This is a genomic window from Micromonospora sp. NPDC052213 (genome assembly GCF_040679695.1).
Taxonomy (GTDB): domain Bacteria; phylum Actinomycetota; class Actinomycetes; order Mycobacteriales; family Micromonosporaceae; genus Micromonospora.
Genome location: NZ_JBFAVI010000046.1, coordinates 25,497 through 41,916, shown reverse-complemented (window position 1 = coordinate 41,916; position 16,420 = coordinate 25,497). Strand labels below are relative to the sequence as shown.

Genomic DNA, 16,420 nt, shown 5'->3' with positions numbered 1-16,420 from the left:
GCTTTCGCGTGGCTCAGCTCAGCCGGCCTGCTCGGCGAGCTGGAGGAACTGCCGCTTCGAGGCGAGCGCCTGCTCGGCCTCCTTGATCCGCCGGGCGTCCCCGGCCGCCTGGGCCCGGGCCAGCCGCTCCTCGGCCTCGGCGACCTGCGTCCGCATCTGGGCCAGCAGCGGGTTGTCCTCCTTGGTGGTGCGCCGCCACGCGGAGTCCATCACCTCGCGGACCTTGTCGTCGACCGCCCGCAGCCGGCGCTCCAGCCCGGCCGCCGCCTCGCGGGGCACCCGGCCCGCCTCGTGCCACTGCGCCTGGATCTCCCGCAGCTTGGCCTGCGCGCCCTTCGGGTCGCCGTCGACGTCCAGCGCCTCGGCCTCGGCGAGCAGCGCCTGCTTGCGCTCCAGGTTGGCCCGCTGCTCGTTGTCGCGGGCCGAGAAGACCTCGCTGCGCCGGGTGAAGAACTCGTCCTGCGCGGCCCGGAACCTCTCCCAGAGCTTCTGCTCCGCCTCCTTGGAGGCACGCGGGGCGGCCTTCCACTGGTTCATCAGGTCCTTGAGCTGGTTGGCGGTCGCCGCCCAGTCCGTGGAGTCCTTCAGCTTCTCGGCCTCGGCGACCAGCTCCTCCTTGACCGACTGCGCCTGCTTGCGCTGCGAGTCCAGGGAGGCGAAGTGGGCGCCCCGGCGGCGGGTGAAGCCGTCCCGGGCCGCGGCGAACCGCTTCCACAGCTCACCGTCGGTCTTCTTGTCGACCCCGCGGATGGTCTTCCACTCCTCGAGGATCTCCTTGAGCCGGTCGCCGGCGGTCTTCCAGCCGGTCGACTCGGCGGCCAGCTTCTCCGCCTCCTCCACCAGCGCCTGCTTGCGGGCGAGTGCCTCGCCCCGGGCGGCGTCCCGGGCGGCCTTGGCCTCGCCGGCCTTCTCCTCGGCGACGGCGGCGAGCCGGTCCAGCCGTGCGGCCAACGCGTCGATGTCGCCGACGACGTGCGCCTCGGCGAGCGAGGCGCGGATCCGGCGGATCGTCGTCAGCGAGTGGCCGGCGTCCGCCGCACCCGAGTTGAGCCGCGCCTCCGTCAGGTTGACCTCGGTCACCAGGTCGTCGAAGCGGCGGGCGAAGTGGGCAAGCCCCTCCTCGGGCGCTCCCGCCTGCCAGGATCCGACCACCCGCTCGCCGTCGGCGGTCTTGACGTACACGGTGCCGTCCGCGTCCACCCGTCCGAAGGCCGTCCAGTCGCTCATGTGCCCATCCTCGTTCTCCCGGCGTCGGGGACCGGTCCCACGATCGCCGCCACGGCGCAGCAAAGTTACTCCCGGCATTGTCACAGGTCCGACCCCGTCCGCGTCGAGCGCCTATCGCCGACCGTGACCATACGGTGTCCTAGCCCCCGAATGACCGGATCGGCGCGGGGACGCACCGGGGGGTCCCGCTACGGTGAACGGGTGCCCCTGGTCGCCGCCGCAGTCTGCCCGCATCCGCCCCTGATCGTGCCCGAGGTGGCCGGTGCCGCCGCCGCTGAGCTGGACGAACTCCGCACGGCCTGCGACGCGGCCGTCGGCCGGCTGCTCGCCGCCTCGCCCGACCAGATCGTGCTGGTCGGCGCCGGTCCGGAGACCGTCCGCTTCCGGGCCGCCGACTACGGCTCCCTGCGCGCCTACGGTGTCGACCGCCACGTCCGGCTGTGGAGGACCAACTGCGGCGGCGGGGAGCGGCTGCCGCTGAGCCTGACCGTCGGCGCGTGGCTGCTCGGCAGGGCGGGGACCGACCTGCCCCGGTTCGCCACGTCGGTCGCCGCCGACGCCGCCCCCGGCGAGTGCGCCGCGCTCGGGGCGGAGCTGGTACGCCGCGCCGAGGGCCGGGTCGCGCTGCTGGTGACGGGGGACGGGTCCGCCTGCCGGGGCGAGAAGGCGCCCGGCTACGCCGACCCGCGCGCGCGGGCGTACGACGAGGGGGTCGCCCGGGCCCTGGCCGACGCGGACGCCGCCGCCCTGCACGGCCTGGACCCGGTGCTGTCGGCCGAGCTGAAGGTCGCCGGTCGGGCGGCCTGGCAGGTGCTCGCCGGCGCGGCGGGCGTGGCGGGCGGACGCTGGCACGGTGACCTGACCTACGACGCGGCGCCCTACGGCGTGGCCTACTTCGTGGCCACCTGGGAGCCGGCGTGACCGGGCCGGCCGACGCCGGCGGCGGCCACCCGCCGGTCGGGACGGTGGTCGCGGTGGTCGGGCCGACGGCGGCCGGGAAGTCCGCACTGAGCATCGCGCTCGCGCACGCCCTCGACGGCGAGGTGGTCAACGCCGACTCGATGCAGCTCTACCGGGGCATGGACATCGGCACCGCGAAGCTCACCCCGGCCGAGCGCGAGGGGGTGCCGCACCACCTGCTGGACATCTGGGACGTCACCGAGCCGGCGAGCGTGGCGGAATACCAGCGGCTGGCCCGCGCGGCGGTCGACGACATCCTGGCCCGGGGCCGGGTGCCGCTGCTGGTCGGCGGCTCCGGCCTCTACGTGCGGGCGGTGCTGGAGCGGTTCGAGTTCCCCGGTACCGACCCGGCGGCCCGCGAGCGGCTCGAACGGGAGCTGGCCGAGACCGGCCCGGCCCCGCTGTACGCCCGGCTGCGGGAGGCCGACCCGGCGGCCGCGGCGGGGATCCTGCCCACCAACGGCCGGCGGATCGTCCGGGCGCTGGAGGTCATCGAGCTGACCGGGGCGCCGTTCACCGCGTCGCTGCCCGGCCCCACGCCGTACTACCCGTCCGTGCAGCTCGGGGTGGACCTGGACACGGCGCTGCTGGACGAGCGGATCGCGCTGCGGGTGGACCGGATGTGGGCCGACGGCCTGGTCGCCGAGACCCGCGAGCTGGTCGGCCACGGCCTGCCGCAGGGGCGGACGGCCAGCCGGGCGCTCGGGTACCAGCAGGTGCTGCGCTTCCTGGCCGGGGAGATCACCGAGGGCGAGGCGCACGACGAGACGGTCCGGGCCACCCGGCGGTTCGTCCGCCGGCAGCGCTCCTGGTTCCGCCGTGACCAGCGGATCCACTGGCTGGACTCGGCCGCGCCGGACCTGATCCCGGCCGCCCTGCGCCTGCTGCCGGCCGCTGCGCGATGATGGGGGCGTGGAGTTCACCAAGGGCCACGGCACCGGCAACGACTTCGTCATCCTGCCCGACCCGGACGGGGCGCTCGACCTGACGCCCGGGCTGGTCGCCGCGATCTGCGACCGGCGGCGCGGCCTCGGCGGCGACGGCGTGCTGCGGGTGGTGCGGGCGGCGAAACACCCCGAGGGCGCCGCCCTGGCCGGCGAGGCCGAGTGGTTCATGGACTACTGGAACTCCGACGGCTCGTTTGCCGAGATGTGCGGCAACGGTGCTCGGGTCTTCGTCCGCTACCTGGTCACGTCCGGGCTGGCCACGCCGGTCGGCGCGGCGCTGCCGGTGGCCACCCGGGCCGGCCTCGTGCGCGCGCGCGTCGAGGGGGACGCCGTCGCCGTCGAGATGCGCCGCCCCCGGGTGTACGACGCCTCGACCGCCACCCTGGGCGGCTTGACCCTGCCGGGTGCGGCGGTGGACGTCGGCAACCCGCATCTGGTCTGCGCGCTCCCGACCGGGCTGGACCTGACCGGCCTGGACCTCACCCGCGCGCCGGAGTTCGACCCGGCTGCCTTCCCGGCCGGAGTGAACGTCGAGTTCACCGCGCCCGGCGCGCCGGTCGACGGCGCCGACGGGCACGTGCTGATGCGGGTGTACGAGCGCGGCTCCGCCGAGACGCTCTCCTGCGGCACGGGCGCGTGCGCGGTGGCCGCCGTGGCCCTGCGCGACGCCGGCCGGGACACCGGGGTGATCGCCGTGGACGTCCCCGGCGGTCGCCTCACGGTCACGGTCACCGAGGACTCCTGCTGGCTGGCCGGCCCCGCCGTCCTGGTCGCGGTCGGCGAGGTCGACCCCGCCGCCCTGACCACGCCCGCCTGACCCCAGCCTCCCCTGCCCTCCCGCCCCACGCCGGTGCGAGATCGCCGGGGTGGGGCGGGGCAGGGTGGGGCGTCAGGGGGTGGCGCTGGCCTCGGCGGCGATCTCGGGGAGGTCGGCCGGGCCGGGGTCCGCGGCCGGGGCCGGGGCCGGGTTCTGGGCGGCGGCGCGCACCGCCGCGGCGACCGCCGGGGCCACCCGGGAGTCGAAGACGCTGGGCACGATCACCGTCGGGTTGATCTTGTCCTCGCCGACCACGTCCGCGATGGCGCGGGCGGCGGCGATCGCCATCTCCTCGGTGAACTCCTCGGCGTGCGCGTCGAGCATGCCGCGGAAGACACCCGGGAAGGCGAGCACGTTGTTGATCTGGTTCGGCTGGTCGGAACGGCCGGTGGCGACCACGGCGGCGTGCTTGCGCGCCTCGCGCGGGTCGACCTCCGGGTCCGGGTTCGCCAGCGCGAAGACGATGGAGTCCTTGGCCATCAGGGCGATGTCGTCGCCGGTGAGCAGGTTCGGCGCGCTGACACCGATGAAGACGTCCGCGTCGCGTACCGCCCCGGGCAGGTCGCCGGCGTAGTTGTCCTTGTTGGTGTGGTCGGCCAGCCACTGCCAGGCCGGGTTGAGCCCGGTCAGGCCGCGGTGCAGGGCGCCCTGCCGGTCGTACGCGATGATGTCGCCCACGCCCTGGCGCAGCAGCAGCTTCATGATCGCGGTGCCGGCCGCGCCGGCGCCGGAGACCACGACCCGGACGTCCGCGAGCTGCTTGCCCACGACGCGCAGCGCGTTGGTCAGCGCGGCCAGCACGCAGATCGCGGTGCCGTGCTGGTCGTCGTGGAAGACCGGGATGTCCAGCGCCTCGCGCAGCCGGGCCTCGATCTCGAAGCAGCGCGGCGCGGCGATGTCCTCCAGGTTGATCCCGCCGTACGCGGGCGCGATGGCCTTGACGATCTGCACGATCTCGTCGGTGTCCTGGGTGTCCAGGACCACCGGCCAGGCGTCCACCCCGCCGAAGCGCTTGAACAGCGCCGCCTTGCCCTCCATCACCGGCAGGGACGCCGCCGGCCCGAGGTTGCCCAGGCCCAGCACGGCCGAGCCGTCGCTGACCACGGCCACGGTGTTGCGCTTGATGGTGAGCCGTCGGGCGTCGGCCGGGTTCTCCGCGATCGCCTGGCAGACCCGCGCCACCCCCGGGGTGTACGCGCGGGACAGCTCGTCGCGGGTGCGCAGCGCCACCTTCGAGCTGACCTCGATCTTGCCGCCGAGGTGCAGCAGGAACGTCCGGTCGGAGACCTTGCGCACGTCCACGCCGTCGAGCGCGGTCAGCGCGTCGACCACCTGGTCGGCGTGGGCGGCGTCGGCGGTGTCGCAGGTCAGGTCGACGATCACGTGCGTCGGGTCGGAGTCGACCACGTCGAGCGCGGTGACGATCGCGCCGGCCTCGCCGACGGAGGTGGTCAGCCGGCCGATGGAGGACGCGTCCGCGGGCACGGCGATCCGGATGGTGATCGAGAATCCGGCACTCGGAAGTCGGGTGATTGACACAGGATCCCTCCGTCGACGCTGAGCGGCTCGCACCGCATTTCTACTCGCCCACCCGGGCCGGCCCACCGGCCGCCCCCGCTTTTGTGGCGTTTCACGCGGGCATATAGCGGGTGCGTCCGGCGTTGACACATGTCAGGATTGCTCGGTACGTGACAGAACGGACAGGAGACCGGCTTGACCAACCAGGAGACCTACCTCCCCTACACCGACGACGAGCTCGACGCCACCACCGGCGAGTTCGAGCTGTCCGAGCGGCAGGCGCTGCGGCGGGTCCCTGGCCTCTCCACCGAGCTCGCCGACATCACCGAGGTCGAATACCGCCAGCTGCGCCTGGAGCGCGTGGTCCTGGTGGGCGTCTGGACCGAGGGCACCCAGAACGACGCCGAGAACAGCCTCACCGAGCTGGCCGCGCTGGCGGAGACCGCCGGTTCGCAGGTGCTCGAGGGGCTGATCCAGCGGCGCAACCGCCCCGACCCGGCCACCTACATCGGCCGGGGAAAGGTCGACGACCTCGGCTCGGTCGTGCTCTCCAGCGGCGCCGACACGGTGATCTGCGACGGTGAGCTGTCGCCGTCCCAGCTGCGCAACCTGGAGCAGCGCATCAAGGTCAAGGTGGTGGACCGCACCGCGCTGATCCTCGACATCTTCGCCCAGCACGCCAAGAGCAAGGAGGGCAAGGCGCAGGTCGAGCTGGCCCAGCTCGAATACCTGCTGCCCCGCCTGCGCGGTTGGGGTGAGACGCTCTCCCGGCAGACCGGTGGTAGCGGTCGCGGCGGGGGCGCCGGCGGCGGCGTGGGCCTGCGTGGTCCCGGTGAGACCAAGCTGGAGACCGACCGGCGCCGGATCCGCCACCGCATCGCCCGGCTGCGCCGGGAGATCAAGGCCATGCGGACCGTACGCCAGACCAAGCGCGCCCGCCGGTCCCGCAACGCCGTTCCCGCCGTCGCCATCGCCGGCTACACCAACGCCGGCAAGTCCAGCCTGCTCAACCGGTTGACCGGCGCGGGTGTGCTGGTCGAGAACGCGCTCTTCGCCACCCTCGACCCGACCACCCGCAAGGCCACCACCTCCGACGGGCGGCTCTACACCCTCTCCGACACCGTCGGCTTCGTCCGGCACCTGCCGCACCAGATCGTCGAGGCGTTCCGCTCGACGCTGGAGGAGGTGGCCGAGGCCGACCTGGTGGTGCACGTCGTCGACGGCACCCACCCGGATCCGGAGGAGCAGGTCCGCGCGGTCCGTGAGGTGCTCGCCGAGGTGGGCGCCGACCGGCTGCCCGAGCTGCTGGTGGTCAACAAGACCGACGCGGCCGACGAGGAGACGCTGCTGCGGCTCAAGCGGCTCTGGCCGGAGGCGGTCTTCGCCTCCGCGCACACCGGGCGCGGAATCGACGGGCTGCGCGAGGCCGTCGAGGAGCGGCTGCCCCGCCCGGCGGTGGAGGTCCGCGCGGTGCTCCCGTACGACCGGGGCGACCTGGTGGCGCGGGTGCACCGGCAGGGTGAGGTGCTGAGCACCGCCCACCTGCCCGAGGGGACGTTGGTGCACGTCCGGGTTGGCGACGCGCTCGCCGCCGAGCTGGCCCCGTTCCGAGCGGCGGCGGAGAGCCAGGCGGTCGCGTCCGCACGGTAACGGCGTTCCGGCGTCACCCGGCGGAAACCTGCGGCATGCGACACTGATTCAATGCGCCGCACTGTTTCTTCGGTCACGGTCGCCCTCGGCTTGCTGGGGGCGACCGTGGCGTGTGCGGGGGTCGCCCTGGCGGCGCCCGCCTCGGCCTCCTCCCCGCTCACGGCCGCCGCCGGCAAGAAGCGGTGCACGGTGACCGACGAGCGGCTGCGCGAGCTGTCCGGCCTGGTGGCCACCAAGAGCGGCTACATCGTGATCAACGACGGCACCGAGGTGGAGAGCCGCAAGCGGGTCTTCTTCCTCGACGCCAAGTGCGAGATCTCGAAGGAGCCGGTCCGCTATTCGGGGCAGGGGCCGTTCGACACGGAGGACCTGGCGCTCTCGCCGAACGGCCAGACCCTGTGGATCGCCGACACCGGTGACAACGTCACCAGCCGCGAGCGCCGCGAGCGGGTGGCGCTGTGGAGCATGCCGGTCAACGGGTCCAAGCGGCCGGTGCTGCACCGGCTCTCCTACCCCGAGGGCAAGCCGCACGACGCCGAGGCGTTGCTCATCGGCGACGACGGCAACCCGCTGATCATCACCAAGGTGATGTCGGGCAAGGCGCAGATCTTCACCCCCGCCGCGAAGATGAAGAGCGGGGACACCGAGGCGGTGCCGATGAAGAAGGTCGGCGAGATCGCCCTGCCGAGGACGGACACGGACAACCGGCTCGGCGCTCCGGGCCGCGTGGCGATCACCGGAGCCGCCCGTTCCCCCGACGGGTCCCGGGTGGTGGTGCGCACCTACGCCGACGCCTTCGAGTACGACGTGTCCGGCGGCGACATCGTGGCGGCCCTGACCTCCACCAAACCCCGGGTGACGGCGCTGACCGATCCGTTCGGTGAGGCGATCGCCTACACCCCGGACGGCAAGACGTTCCTCACCGTCTCCGACGGCGGCCAGCTCGACGAGGCCGAGCCGGTGGAGATCCTCAGCTACACCCCGTCCGCCGAGGGCGCGAAGCCGATCGCCGGCGAGGGCGACGGGCCGAAGAAGGCGGCCGGGCAGTCGTGGCTCGACGGCCTGAGCCTGAGCGACATCACGTACATCATCGCCGCGGTCGGCGTGATCGGCGCGCTGATGGTGGCCGCCGGCGTCTTCGGCATCCTGCGGGCCCGGCGCAGACCGGCCACCCCGCGCCGGGACGCCGACGAGCCGGACCGCGACGACCTCGCCGACGGCCCGCGGGGCCCGGCGGACGACGACTTCCTGCCGCCGGGCGACCGGGCGCGGGGCGGCGTCTACGGTGGCGCGCCCTCCGGTGGCGTCTACGGCGGTGCGCCCGGTGGCGGGCGGGGCGGGGCGGTCCCGGCCGGCGGTGGTCGCGGCGGGGCCGCGCCGGCCGGCGGCGGGGTCTACGGCGGTGCCCGCCCGGCCGGCGGCCCGGTCTACGGTGGCGGTCGCCCGGGCGGCGGTGGTGGCGGTGGCGGTCGCCCGGCCGGCGGCGGTGGTGGTGGCGCCTACGGTGGCGGCCGGCCGCCGGGCCCCGGTGCTCCGGCAGGCGGTGGCGGCGGTGGCCGGCAGGGTGGCGGCGGCCGTCCCGGTGGTGGCGTCTACGGCGGCGGGGGCCAACCGGGCCCCGGCGTCTACGGCGGCGGAGGCCGGGCGGAGCCGCCCCGTCGCGGCGGCGAGCAGGATCCTCGCGGCCAGCGGCCGGCCCGCCGGCGCGACCAGGGCTACGACGACGGCCGCGGCGGCCCCAACGGCCACGCGCCGGGCGGCGGCCGCGGCTACCGGGGCGACCGCTACTGACGTCCCCGGGCGGCCTCCGGGGGCCGCCGTCGGCGACCGCTCCGGAGGCGTCACGGGGTCAGATGCGGCGCAGCACCGCGACGACCCGGCCCATGATGGTCGCGTCGTCGCCGGGAATCGGGTCGAAGGCCGGGTTCTGCGGCATGAGCCAGACGTGCCCGTCACGGCGGCGGTAGGTCTTGACCGTCGCCTCGCCGTCGAGCATCGCGGCGACGATGTCGCCGGACTCGGCGGTCGGCTGCTGCCGGACCACGACCCAGTCGCCGTCGCAGATCGCCGCGTCGAGCATCGAGTCGCCCTTGACCTGGAGCATGAAGACCTCGCCCTCACCCACCAGCTCGCGGGGAAGGGGGAAGATGTCCTCCACGGCCTGCTCGGCCAGGATCGGGCCACCGGCCGCGATCCGGCCCAGCATCGGCACGTACGCCGGGGCGGGGCGCTGCGAGCGGGTCAGCTCGTCGTCGACGTCGTTGGGGGCCCGGACGTCCACGGCACGCGGCCGGTTGGGGTCGCGGCGCAGGAAGCCCTTCTTCTCCAGCTCCTTGAGCTGGTAGGCGACGCTGGACGGCGACACCAGGCCGACCGCCTCGCCGATCTCGCGCACGCTCGGCGGATAGCCGTGCCGGTCCACCCAGGTGCGGATGAACTCCAGGATCCGCCGCTGCCGGGCGGTGAGATCCACCGTCGCCGGGTCGGGGAAGGCGCTCACCACCGGGGTGACCGGGCGCACGGCGGGCTGCCCGGCCCGGCTGCGCGCGGCGCTCCGGCGTCGGGTGGCCGGCGGGCCCGCCTCGGTGATCTGCTGCGGGCTCTTCGGCCGGCTGGCCCGGTCCTCGGTCACGTCCGTCCTCCCTGGTCGGCGCTGGGTGCCTTGGCGGCTCGTGGTGCGTGCGGCGGTGCGTGGTGACCGGTGGCGGAACGATCCGCGCCCGGTTGTTCATGACCGTATAGGTGAGATCGGTCATTTTCAAACGTCTGTACGACATCACCTCGGCGTGTCGGGGTGAAAAGCGCCCCTGCTCGTACTCGCGTTCTGATAAATGGTACGTCGGGTCGAACGGGTGTTCGACGCCTGCCCGATCGGCGGCGTTTCGCCGCGACCGGACGAATAACCCCGGGAGGCGCCGGACAGTTGGTTCTGCGGCGGGCCGCGCCGGCCGGTCGACTCCGGATGGCGGTGACGCGCCGGACACGCCGCTCAACTTGACCGCGGATCGTCGGCGGCATACGGTCGACCCCTAGATGTAGTAGTCACACGGGCGTAAGTCGCCTACAGGTTGGGTCCGACTACCGACCGCACTCCCGTACCGTCGACACGGCGAAGACCATCGACAGATGGCTCCGTCGCGCTGACGCGTGCCCGGAGAGCGGTCGGCGTGCCCGCAGTCGATGAAGGAGGTCGGGCCGATGCGGTGTCCGTACTGCCGGCACGCGGACTCCCGGGTGGTCGACTCGCGGGAGGCCGACGACGGCCAGTTGATCCGCCGTCGGCGGTCCTGCCCGGAGTGCGGGAAGCGGTTCACCACGGTGGAGGAGGCGGTCCTCGCGGTCGTCAAGCGCAGCGGGGTCACCGAGCCGTTCAGCCGCACGAAGATCATCGGCGGGGTGCGCAAGGCGTGCCAGGGCCGGCCGGTGGACGACGACTCGATCGCGCTGCTCGCGCAGAAGGTCGAGGAGACCGTCCGGGCCAAGGGGGCCGCCGAGATCCCCAGCCACGAGGTGGGGCTGGCCATCCTGGGCCCGCTGCGGGACCTGGACGAGGTCGCCTACATGCGGTTCGCCAGCGTCTACCGGTCGTTCGACTCGCTCGCCGACTTCGAGCGGGAGATCGAGACGCTGCGGGCCGCCGCACGCGCCCGGGAGGGCGCCGGGGCCGACGCGGCCGAGGCCGCCGGCCGTACCAGTTGAAGTTTTTTCGCAGTTGATGACAGTCGGATCGCGTGGCGAGGTGGCCGCGCGGACGAGGGGGCGGATGAGATGTCGGGGGATGGTGTGACGACGAGCAGGGCACGGAGCAAGGCCGGCGCGGGGCTCAAGGTCGAGCGGGTCTGGACGACCGAGGGGGTGCACCCCTACGACGAGGTCGCCTGGGAGCGCCGCGACGTCGTGATGACGAACTGGCGCGACGGCTCGGTCAACTTCGAGCAGCGCGGGGTCGAGTTCCCGGAGTCGTGGAGCGTCAACGCGGCGAACATCGTGACCACCAAGTACTTCCGGGGCGCGGTGGGCACCCCGGAGCGGGAGTGGTCGCTCAAGCAGCTGATCGACCGGGTGGTCACCACCTACCGCACCGCCGGTGAGGAGTACGGCTACTTCGCCAGCCAGGCCGACGCCGAGGTCTTCGCCCACGAGCTGACCTGGATGCTGCTGCACCAGGTGTTCAGCTTCAACTCGCCGGTCTGGTTCAACGTCGGCACGCCCTCGCCGCAGCAGGTCAGCGCCTGCTTCATCCTGGCCGTCGACGACTCGATGGACTCCATCCTCGACTGGTACAAGGAGGAGGGGCTGATCTTCAAGGGCGGCTCCGGCTCCGGCGTCAACCTGTCCCGGATCCGCTCCTCCCGCGAGCTGCTCTCCTCCGGCGGCAACGCCTCCGGCCCGGTCAGCTTCATGCGCGGCGCGGACGCCTCCGCCGGCACCATCAAGTCCGGCGGCGCCACGCGGCGCGCGGCGAAGATGGTCATCCTCGACGTGGACCACCCGGACATCCAGGAGTTCGTGGTCACCAAGGCGCGCGAGGAGGACAAGATCCGCGCGCTGCGCGACGCCGGGTTCGACATGGACCTGGGCGGCGCCGACATCGTCAGCGTGCAGTACCAGAACGCCAACAACTCGGTCCGCGTCTCCGACGAGTTCATGACCGCCGTCGAGAACGGCGGCGGCTTCGACCTGCGCGGCCGGCTCGACGGCGCGGTGATCGAGACCATCGACGCCAAGAACCTGTTCCGCTCCATCTCCCAGGCCGCCTGGGAGTGCGCCGACCCCGGCCTCCAGTACGACGACACGATCAACGACTGGCACACCTGCCCGGAGACCGGGCGGATCACCGCGTCGAACCCGTGCTCGGAGTACCTGCACCTGGACAACTCCTCGTGCAACCTGGCCTCGCTGAACCTGATGAAGTTCCTCCGCGCCGACGGCGGCTTCGAGGTGGAGAAGTTCGTCAAGAGCGTCGAGTTCGTCATCACCGCGATGGACATCTCGATCTGCTTCGCCGACTTCCCGACCGAGAAGATCGGCGAGACGTCCCGCGCCTACCGGCAGCTGGGCATCGGCTACGCCAACCTCGGCGCCCTGCTGATGGCGTCGGGCCTGCCGTACGACTCGGAGCAGGGCCGCTCGGTCGCCGCGGCGATCACCTCGCTGATGACCGGCACGGCCTACCGCCGCTCCGCCGAGCTGGCCGGCGTCGTCGGCCCGTACGACGGCTACGCCCGCAACGCCGAGCCGCACAAGCGGGTCATGCGCAAGCACGCCGCCGCCAACGACGCGATCAAGCCGGCCGGCACCGTTGCCACCGCGATCCAGCGGGAGGCCACGAAGCAGTGGACCCTGGGCAACAAGATCGGTGACAAGAACGGCTGGCGCAACTCGCAGGCGAGCGTCCTCGCGCCGACCGGCACCATCGGCTTCATGATGGACTGCGACACGACCGGCGTGGAGCCGGACCTGGCGCTGGTCAAGTTCAAGAAGCTGGTCGGCGGCGGCTCGATGCAGATCGTCAACCAGACCGTGCCGCGCGCCCTGCGCAGCCTCGGCTACCCGGAGGAGCAGGTCGAGGCGATCGTCGAGCACATCGCCGACCACGGCCACGTGGTGGACGCCCCCGGCCTCAAGCCGGAGCACTACCCGGTCTTCGACTGCGCGATGGGCGAGCGGTCCATCGCCCCGATGGGTCACGTGCGGATGATGGCGGCCATCCAGCCGTTCGTCTCCGGCGCGATCTCCAAGACGGTCAACATGCCGGAGGCGGCCACCGTCGAGGACGTCGAGAAGATCTACTTCGAGGGCTGGAAGCTCGGCCTCAAGGCGCTGGCGATCTACCGGGACAACTGCAAGGTCGGCCAGCCGCTCTCGGTGGCGAAGTCCAACAAGGCCACCGAGGCCGCCCCCGCCGAGGTGGAGAAGGTCGTCGAGAAGGTCGTCGAGTACCGCCCGGTGCGCAAGCGGCTGCCGAAGAAGCGCCCGTCGGAGACGATCTCCTTCTCGGTCGGCGGCGCCGAGGGCTACCTCACCGCGTCGTCCTACCCGGACGACGGCCTCGGCGAGGTCTTCCTCAAGATGTCGAAGCAGGGCTCGACCCTGGCCGGCGTGATGGACGCCTTCTCGGTGGCCATCTCCATCGGTCTCCAGTACGGCGTCCCGCTGGAGACGTACGTCAGCAAGTTCACCAACATGCGCTTCGAGCCGGCCGGCATGACCGACGACCCGGACGTGCGGATGGCCGCCTCGGTGATGGACTACATCTTCCGTCGCCTGGCGCTGGACTTCCTGCCGTACGAGCGCCGCGCGGAGCTGGGCATCTTCACCGCCAAGGAGCGGGCCGCCCAGCTCGCGGCCGAGGCGGAGGCGGAGGCGAACGGTGCGGACCTCACCGCGATGGCCGCCTCCGCCCCGGTCGAAGCACCGACCGAGCCCAAGACCGGGCCGATCGCGCAGCCGGCGCAGGAAGTCGCGGACGTCGCCGCCGTCAAGCCGGCGCCGTCCGTGGGTTCCAGCACGGAGCTGCTGGAGGCCGTGATCGGCAAGGCCGCCGACGCACCGCTCTGCTTCACCTGCGGTACGAAGATGCGTCCGGCCGGTAGCTGCTACGTCTGCGAGGGCTGCGGCTCCACCAGCGGCTGCAGCTGACGTACGACCGCGATGAGCCCCGGGCGTTCCCACGCCCGGGGCTCGTTCCTTTCCGCCACCGACACCATCTACCCATTCGGGCTCGCTCAACTGCTGGCCGAAATCCTGGCCGGCCTCATCCGCAACAGCCGGTCCAACTGCCATGGCACGACTGAGGCAATCAACCGCGGCAGTACAACCAGCGGCAGCGCCGACAACTCATCGATAGCAAGCCGAATAACGAACCGGCCTGCCGTAGTTGACCTGCTGCAACTGTGGCGAGTCTCTGCCCCGTCGGGTGCGACCGTAGGGCGAGGGACTCACCTCTCCGGTCCGTGATCGGGATGCCTCGTCAGCGGTCCTCGTCACCCTCGGTCGGGCGGGGCGGGCGATTGTGTCGAGCCCACTCGTCTACCTCGTCCGCGTCCCAGATGGTCGTCCCGATCAGGCGGGCGACAGGCTCAGGAAAGCCGGGCCTGCGGGTGATCTGTAGAACCCGTTGCCGTGACACGCCGAACAAGGCGGCCAACTCGCCAGGCCCGTACAAGCGCGGTCGCTTCACCGCGCGGAGGTATGCCGGTTCGGATCCTTGCTGTCCCGGACGAAAATCCCAGGGCCGCTGGCGACGACCTCGACGCATGCGCCGCCGTTGTTGTCGCCGTAGGTCGACTTGCGCCAGACCTGGCGATTCGGCGTCCTCATGATCACTCCTTCGAGGACGTGTAATCAGCCTCGGCGCTTCAACGAGTTGACGAACGTCATCCACCGATCGCGGGAGAAGGAGAGCACCGGCCCCTGCTGGCTCTTGCTGTCTCGGACCTGGGCCACACCATCGACGTACCGGGTCTCGACGCAGGCGCCGTCGCCGCCACTGCGGGTGCTCTTGCGCCACTGCGAGTCCACGTGCGCCTCCTACTCTTTGCGCCTCGCGCTGCGGATCTCCTCGATCATCGCGGTCGAGTCGCTGGGTGACAAGGCTGCGGCGCGCAGGCTGTTGAACACCACGGTACAGCGGCGCACGTCCTCACCTTCCGCGTAGAGGTCGCCGGTGATGCCCTCGATGTAGACCACGCGGGGGCCGTCCGCGAAGTTCAGGATGTGGAAGCTCGACACCATGGAGGCATGGGCACCCTCCCGAAACGGGATCACCTGGACCGTGACGTTCCACCGTTTGGCGGCGTCGAGCAGGGCAGTGAGCTGGTCGGCCATGACTGCTGCGCCGCCGATCTGCCGGCGCAGCACCGCCTCATCGAGCACGGCCAGGAGGCGCAACTTCCCTGACGCGATCAGCTCTTGGCGCTTCATGCGGACGGCGACTCGGCGCTCGACCGCCTCGGGTGAGCGCTCGATGGCGTCCGCGCTGGTCAACGCCCGCGCATAATCCGCCGTCTGGAGCAACCCCGGCACGACCAGCGTCTCGAAGTTGTGTACCTCCTCGGCGGCGGACTCCAAGCCGATGTACTGGCGGTATGACGATGGCAGGTCGCCGTACCTGGCCCACCAGCCCCGCTGCTTGCCGCTCTTGGCCATGGACAGAAGTGTGTCGCGCAGTTCGGCGTCGGTGACGCCGTAGCGATCCAGCAGGGCGTTGAGCGCCGGCCCCTTGATTCCGACCCGCCCAGCCTCGATGCGCCGCAACGTGCTGGCCGACACCTCGATGACCTCGGCAGCCTGCTCGGCGGTCACATTGGCGTCCTCGCGAACCCGGCGGAGCTGTGCGCCGAGCTGGAAGCGAACGAAGGTCGGACTCTCCATGGCGGTCATTCTGCCGTCGATGTCTCCGCTTCGGCTCGCCCAACACGCGCAGCCTTTCTGGCCCGCTGTGCTTGACCATCTAAAAATGCGCGCGCAAAATCAGCGGCGCATGCGCAGCGTGACGTGACGATTGCCAGGAGTTCGGATGCCAAGGCGTGTGTCGTACGACGACTACCTGCTGGCGGTGGCGCTCACCCTGGCCCGTCGGCACCGGCCGGTCTGGTCCTGGCGGCGGTGGCGTCGGGTCTGCCGGTGTGGGTCGGAGTTGCCCTGCCGGGCCCGCCACCGCACACCGATACGTCGAGGTCACTGGCCGGGGGAGGAGCAGCAGTGACGGAGGATCAGGTCGGGCGGATCCTGTCGGTGCATCTGCCCGGCGTCGACGGCCTGTGCGTCGGGTGTCGTTGGTGGTGGGCGCGGCTCGCGCCGTACCCCTGCTATCAGGCGGACTGGGCGTCCCGCTGGCATGCTCGCGTCGCCACCCGGCGCTTCCTGGACGGCCTGCGGTGACCACCCACGGCCCGGTCCTTCCGTTGTGGACCTGCGGCGGCTGCGACGCGCCCTGGCCGTGTCAGACCCGGCGCAGGGAACTGCACGCCGAGTTCGAGGGTGCGCCGGTGTTGTTGGCCCTCTACATGGCGTCCTACCTGGTCTGGGCGGCCGAGGACCTGACCTGGGTTCCCGCCGGGCTGCTGCACCGGCGCTTCCTCGGGTGGGTGCGGTGAGCGTGATCCGGCGCGGCGACGAGCGCTTCCACTACAGCGACGGCTCCCACAAGTGGATCCCGCCCGACCCGGACTACGACCAGGAGGTCTGGGACGAGATGGTGCGGCAGCACCAGCGCCAGCACCTGGAGGAGATCTCGCGGTGCCGGAAGCCGCGTCAGGGGACGACACCGTGAGGCGTCGACCGCCATCATCGGGAC

15 protein-coding genes and 2 pseudogenes are annotated in these 16,420 nt (G+C 72.2%); 11 read left to right on the top strand and 6 right to left on the bottom strand.

The annotated features are described in order from the left end of the window. Window positions 1–18: 18 nt before the first annotated feature. A complete protein-coding gene (locus AB0L34_RS14550) occupies window positions 19–1,227 on the bottom strand; it encodes a DUF349 domain-containing protein (protein ID WP_363704966.1) in 1,209 nt (402 codons plus the stop codon). Between the two features lie 150 nt (window positions 1,228–1,377). Between AB0L34_RS14550 and AB0L34_RS14545 the strand changes: the two genes are divergently transcribed. The 3 genes from AB0L34_RS14545 to dapF are packed head-to-tail and all read left to right on the top strand — an operon-like array spanning window position 1,378 to window position 3,951. Next, window positions 1,378–2,148: a class III extradiol dioxygenase subunit B-like domain-containing protein gene (locus tag AB0L34_RS14545; protein ID WP_363704964.1), complete on the top strand. Its 771-nt coding sequence runs from the start codon at window positions 1,378–1,380 to the stop codon at window positions 2,146–2,148. Continuing rightward, window positions 2,145–3,092, top strand: a complete 948-nt coding sequence (miaA, locus tag AB0L34_RS14540) for a tRNA (adenosine(37)-N6)-dimethylallyltransferase MiaA (RefSeq protein WP_363704962.1) — start codon at window positions 2,145–2,147, stop codon at window positions 3,090–3,092. The genes AB0L34_RS14545 and miaA overlap by 4 nt, the downstream gene beginning before the upstream one ends. A 7-nt stretch (window positions 3,093–3,099) precedes the next feature. Further along, entirely contained in the window at window positions 3,100–3,951 is an 852-nt protein-coding gene (dapF, locus tag AB0L34_RS14535; protein WP_363704960.1) for a diaminopimelate epimerase, read from the top strand. 72 nt (window positions 3,952–4,023) lie between these two features. Here dapF and AB0L34_RS14530 read toward each other — a convergent pair whose 3' ends face one another. After that, window positions 4,024–5,490, bottom strand: a complete 1,467-nt coding sequence (locus AB0L34_RS14530; protein WP_363704958.1) for an NAD-dependent malic enzyme — start codon at window positions 5,488–5,490, stop codon at window positions 4,024–4,026. A gap of 174 nt (window positions 5,491–5,664) precedes the next feature. Between AB0L34_RS14530 and hflX the strand changes: the two genes are divergently transcribed. Both hflX and AB0L34_RS14520 read left to right on the top strand, forming a co-directional pair. Continuing rightward, window positions 5,665–7,119 carry a GTPase HflX gene (hflX, locus tag AB0L34_RS14525; RefSeq protein ID WP_357454062.1) on the top strand — a complete coding sequence of 485 codons (1,455 nt, stop codon included), beginning with the start codon at window positions 5,665–5,667 and terminating at the stop codon, window positions 7,117–7,119. Between the two features lie 51 nt (window positions 7,120–7,170). Continuing rightward, window positions 7,171–8,910 (top strand): hypothetical protein, encoded by a 1,740-nt coding sequence (locus tag AB0L34_RS14520; protein WP_363704956.1) that lies wholly within the window; start codon window positions 7,171–7,173, stop codon window positions 8,908–8,910. A 58-nt stretch (window positions 8,911–8,968) separates the two neighbouring features. Here AB0L34_RS14520 and lexA read toward each other — a convergent pair whose 3' ends face one another. Then, entirely contained in the window at window positions 8,969–9,751 is a 783-nt protein-coding gene (gene lexA, locus AB0L34_RS14515; protein ID WP_363704954.1) for a transcriptional repressor LexA, read from the bottom strand. Window positions 9,752–10,317: 566 nt separating this feature from the next. Here lexA and nrdR point away from each other — a divergent pair. Beyond that, window positions 10,318–10,818 (top strand): transcriptional regulator NrdR, encoded by a 501-nt coding sequence (nrdR, locus tag AB0L34_RS14510; protein WP_121395973.1) that lies wholly within the window; start codon window positions 10,318–10,320, stop codon window positions 10,816–10,818. A gap of 69 nt (window positions 10,819–10,887) precedes the next feature. After that, window positions 10,888–13,761 carry a vitamin B12-dependent ribonucleotide reductase gene (locus AB0L34_RS14505; protein ID WP_363704952.1) on the top strand — a complete coding sequence of 958 codons (2,874 nt, stop codon included), beginning with the start codon at window positions 10,888–10,890 and terminating at the stop codon, window positions 13,759–13,761. Between the two features lie 561 nt (window positions 13,762–14,322). Here AB0L34_RS14505 and AB0L34_RS14500 read toward each other — a convergent pair. From AB0L34_RS14500 to AB0L34_RS14490, 3 genes and pseudogenes are all read right to left on the bottom strand, one after another. Next, window positions 14,323–14,442, bottom strand: a pseudogene (locus AB0L34_RS14500) (DUF397 domain-containing protein); the annotation flags it as partial. A gap of 24 nt (window positions 14,443–14,466) precedes the next feature. Then, a complete protein-coding gene (locus tag AB0L34_RS14495; RefSeq protein WP_363704950.1) occupies window positions 14,467–14,643 on the bottom strand; it encodes a DUF397 domain-containing protein in 177 nt (58 codons plus the stop codon). Between the two features lie 9 nt (window positions 14,644–14,652). After that, on the bottom strand, window positions 14,653–15,495 hold the full coding sequence (locus AB0L34_RS14490) for a helix-turn-helix transcriptional regulator (protein WP_363704948.1): 843 nt from the start codon (window positions 15,493–15,495) through the stop codon (window positions 14,653–14,655). A 145-nt stretch (window positions 15,496–15,640) separates the two neighbouring features. Between AB0L34_RS14490 and AB0L34_RS14485 the strand changes: the two genes are divergently transcribed. The 4 genes and pseudogenes from AB0L34_RS14485 (at window position 15,641) to AB0L34_RS14470 (ending at window position 16,396) form a co-directional block, all read left to right on the top strand. Continuing rightward, window positions 15,641–15,829 carry a hypothetical protein gene (locus tag AB0L34_RS14485; protein WP_363704946.1) on the top strand — a complete coding sequence of 63 codons (189 nt, stop codon included), beginning with the start codon at window positions 15,641–15,643 and terminating at the stop codon, window positions 15,827–15,829. Then, window positions 15,826–16,005, top strand: coding sequence for a hypothetical protein (locus AB0L34_RS14480; RefSeq protein ID WP_363704944.1), 180 nt, complete (start codon window positions 15,826–15,828; stop codon window positions 16,003–16,005). Before AB0L34_RS14485 ends, AB0L34_RS14480 begins: the two co-directional genes overlap by 4 nt. Continuing rightward, window positions 16,002–16,217: pseudogene (locus AB0L34_RS14475) on the top strand (hypothetical protein); the annotation flags it as partial. The gene AB0L34_RS14480 and the pseudogene AB0L34_RS14475, both read left to right, overlap by 4 nt. After that, on the top strand, window positions 16,217–16,396 hold the full coding sequence (locus tag AB0L34_RS14470) for a hypothetical protein (protein ID WP_363704942.1): 180 nt from the start codon (window positions 16,217–16,219) through the stop codon (window positions 16,394–16,396). The pseudogene AB0L34_RS14475 and the gene AB0L34_RS14470, both read left to right, overlap by 1 nt. Window positions 16,397–16,420: the final 24 nt, after the last annotated feature.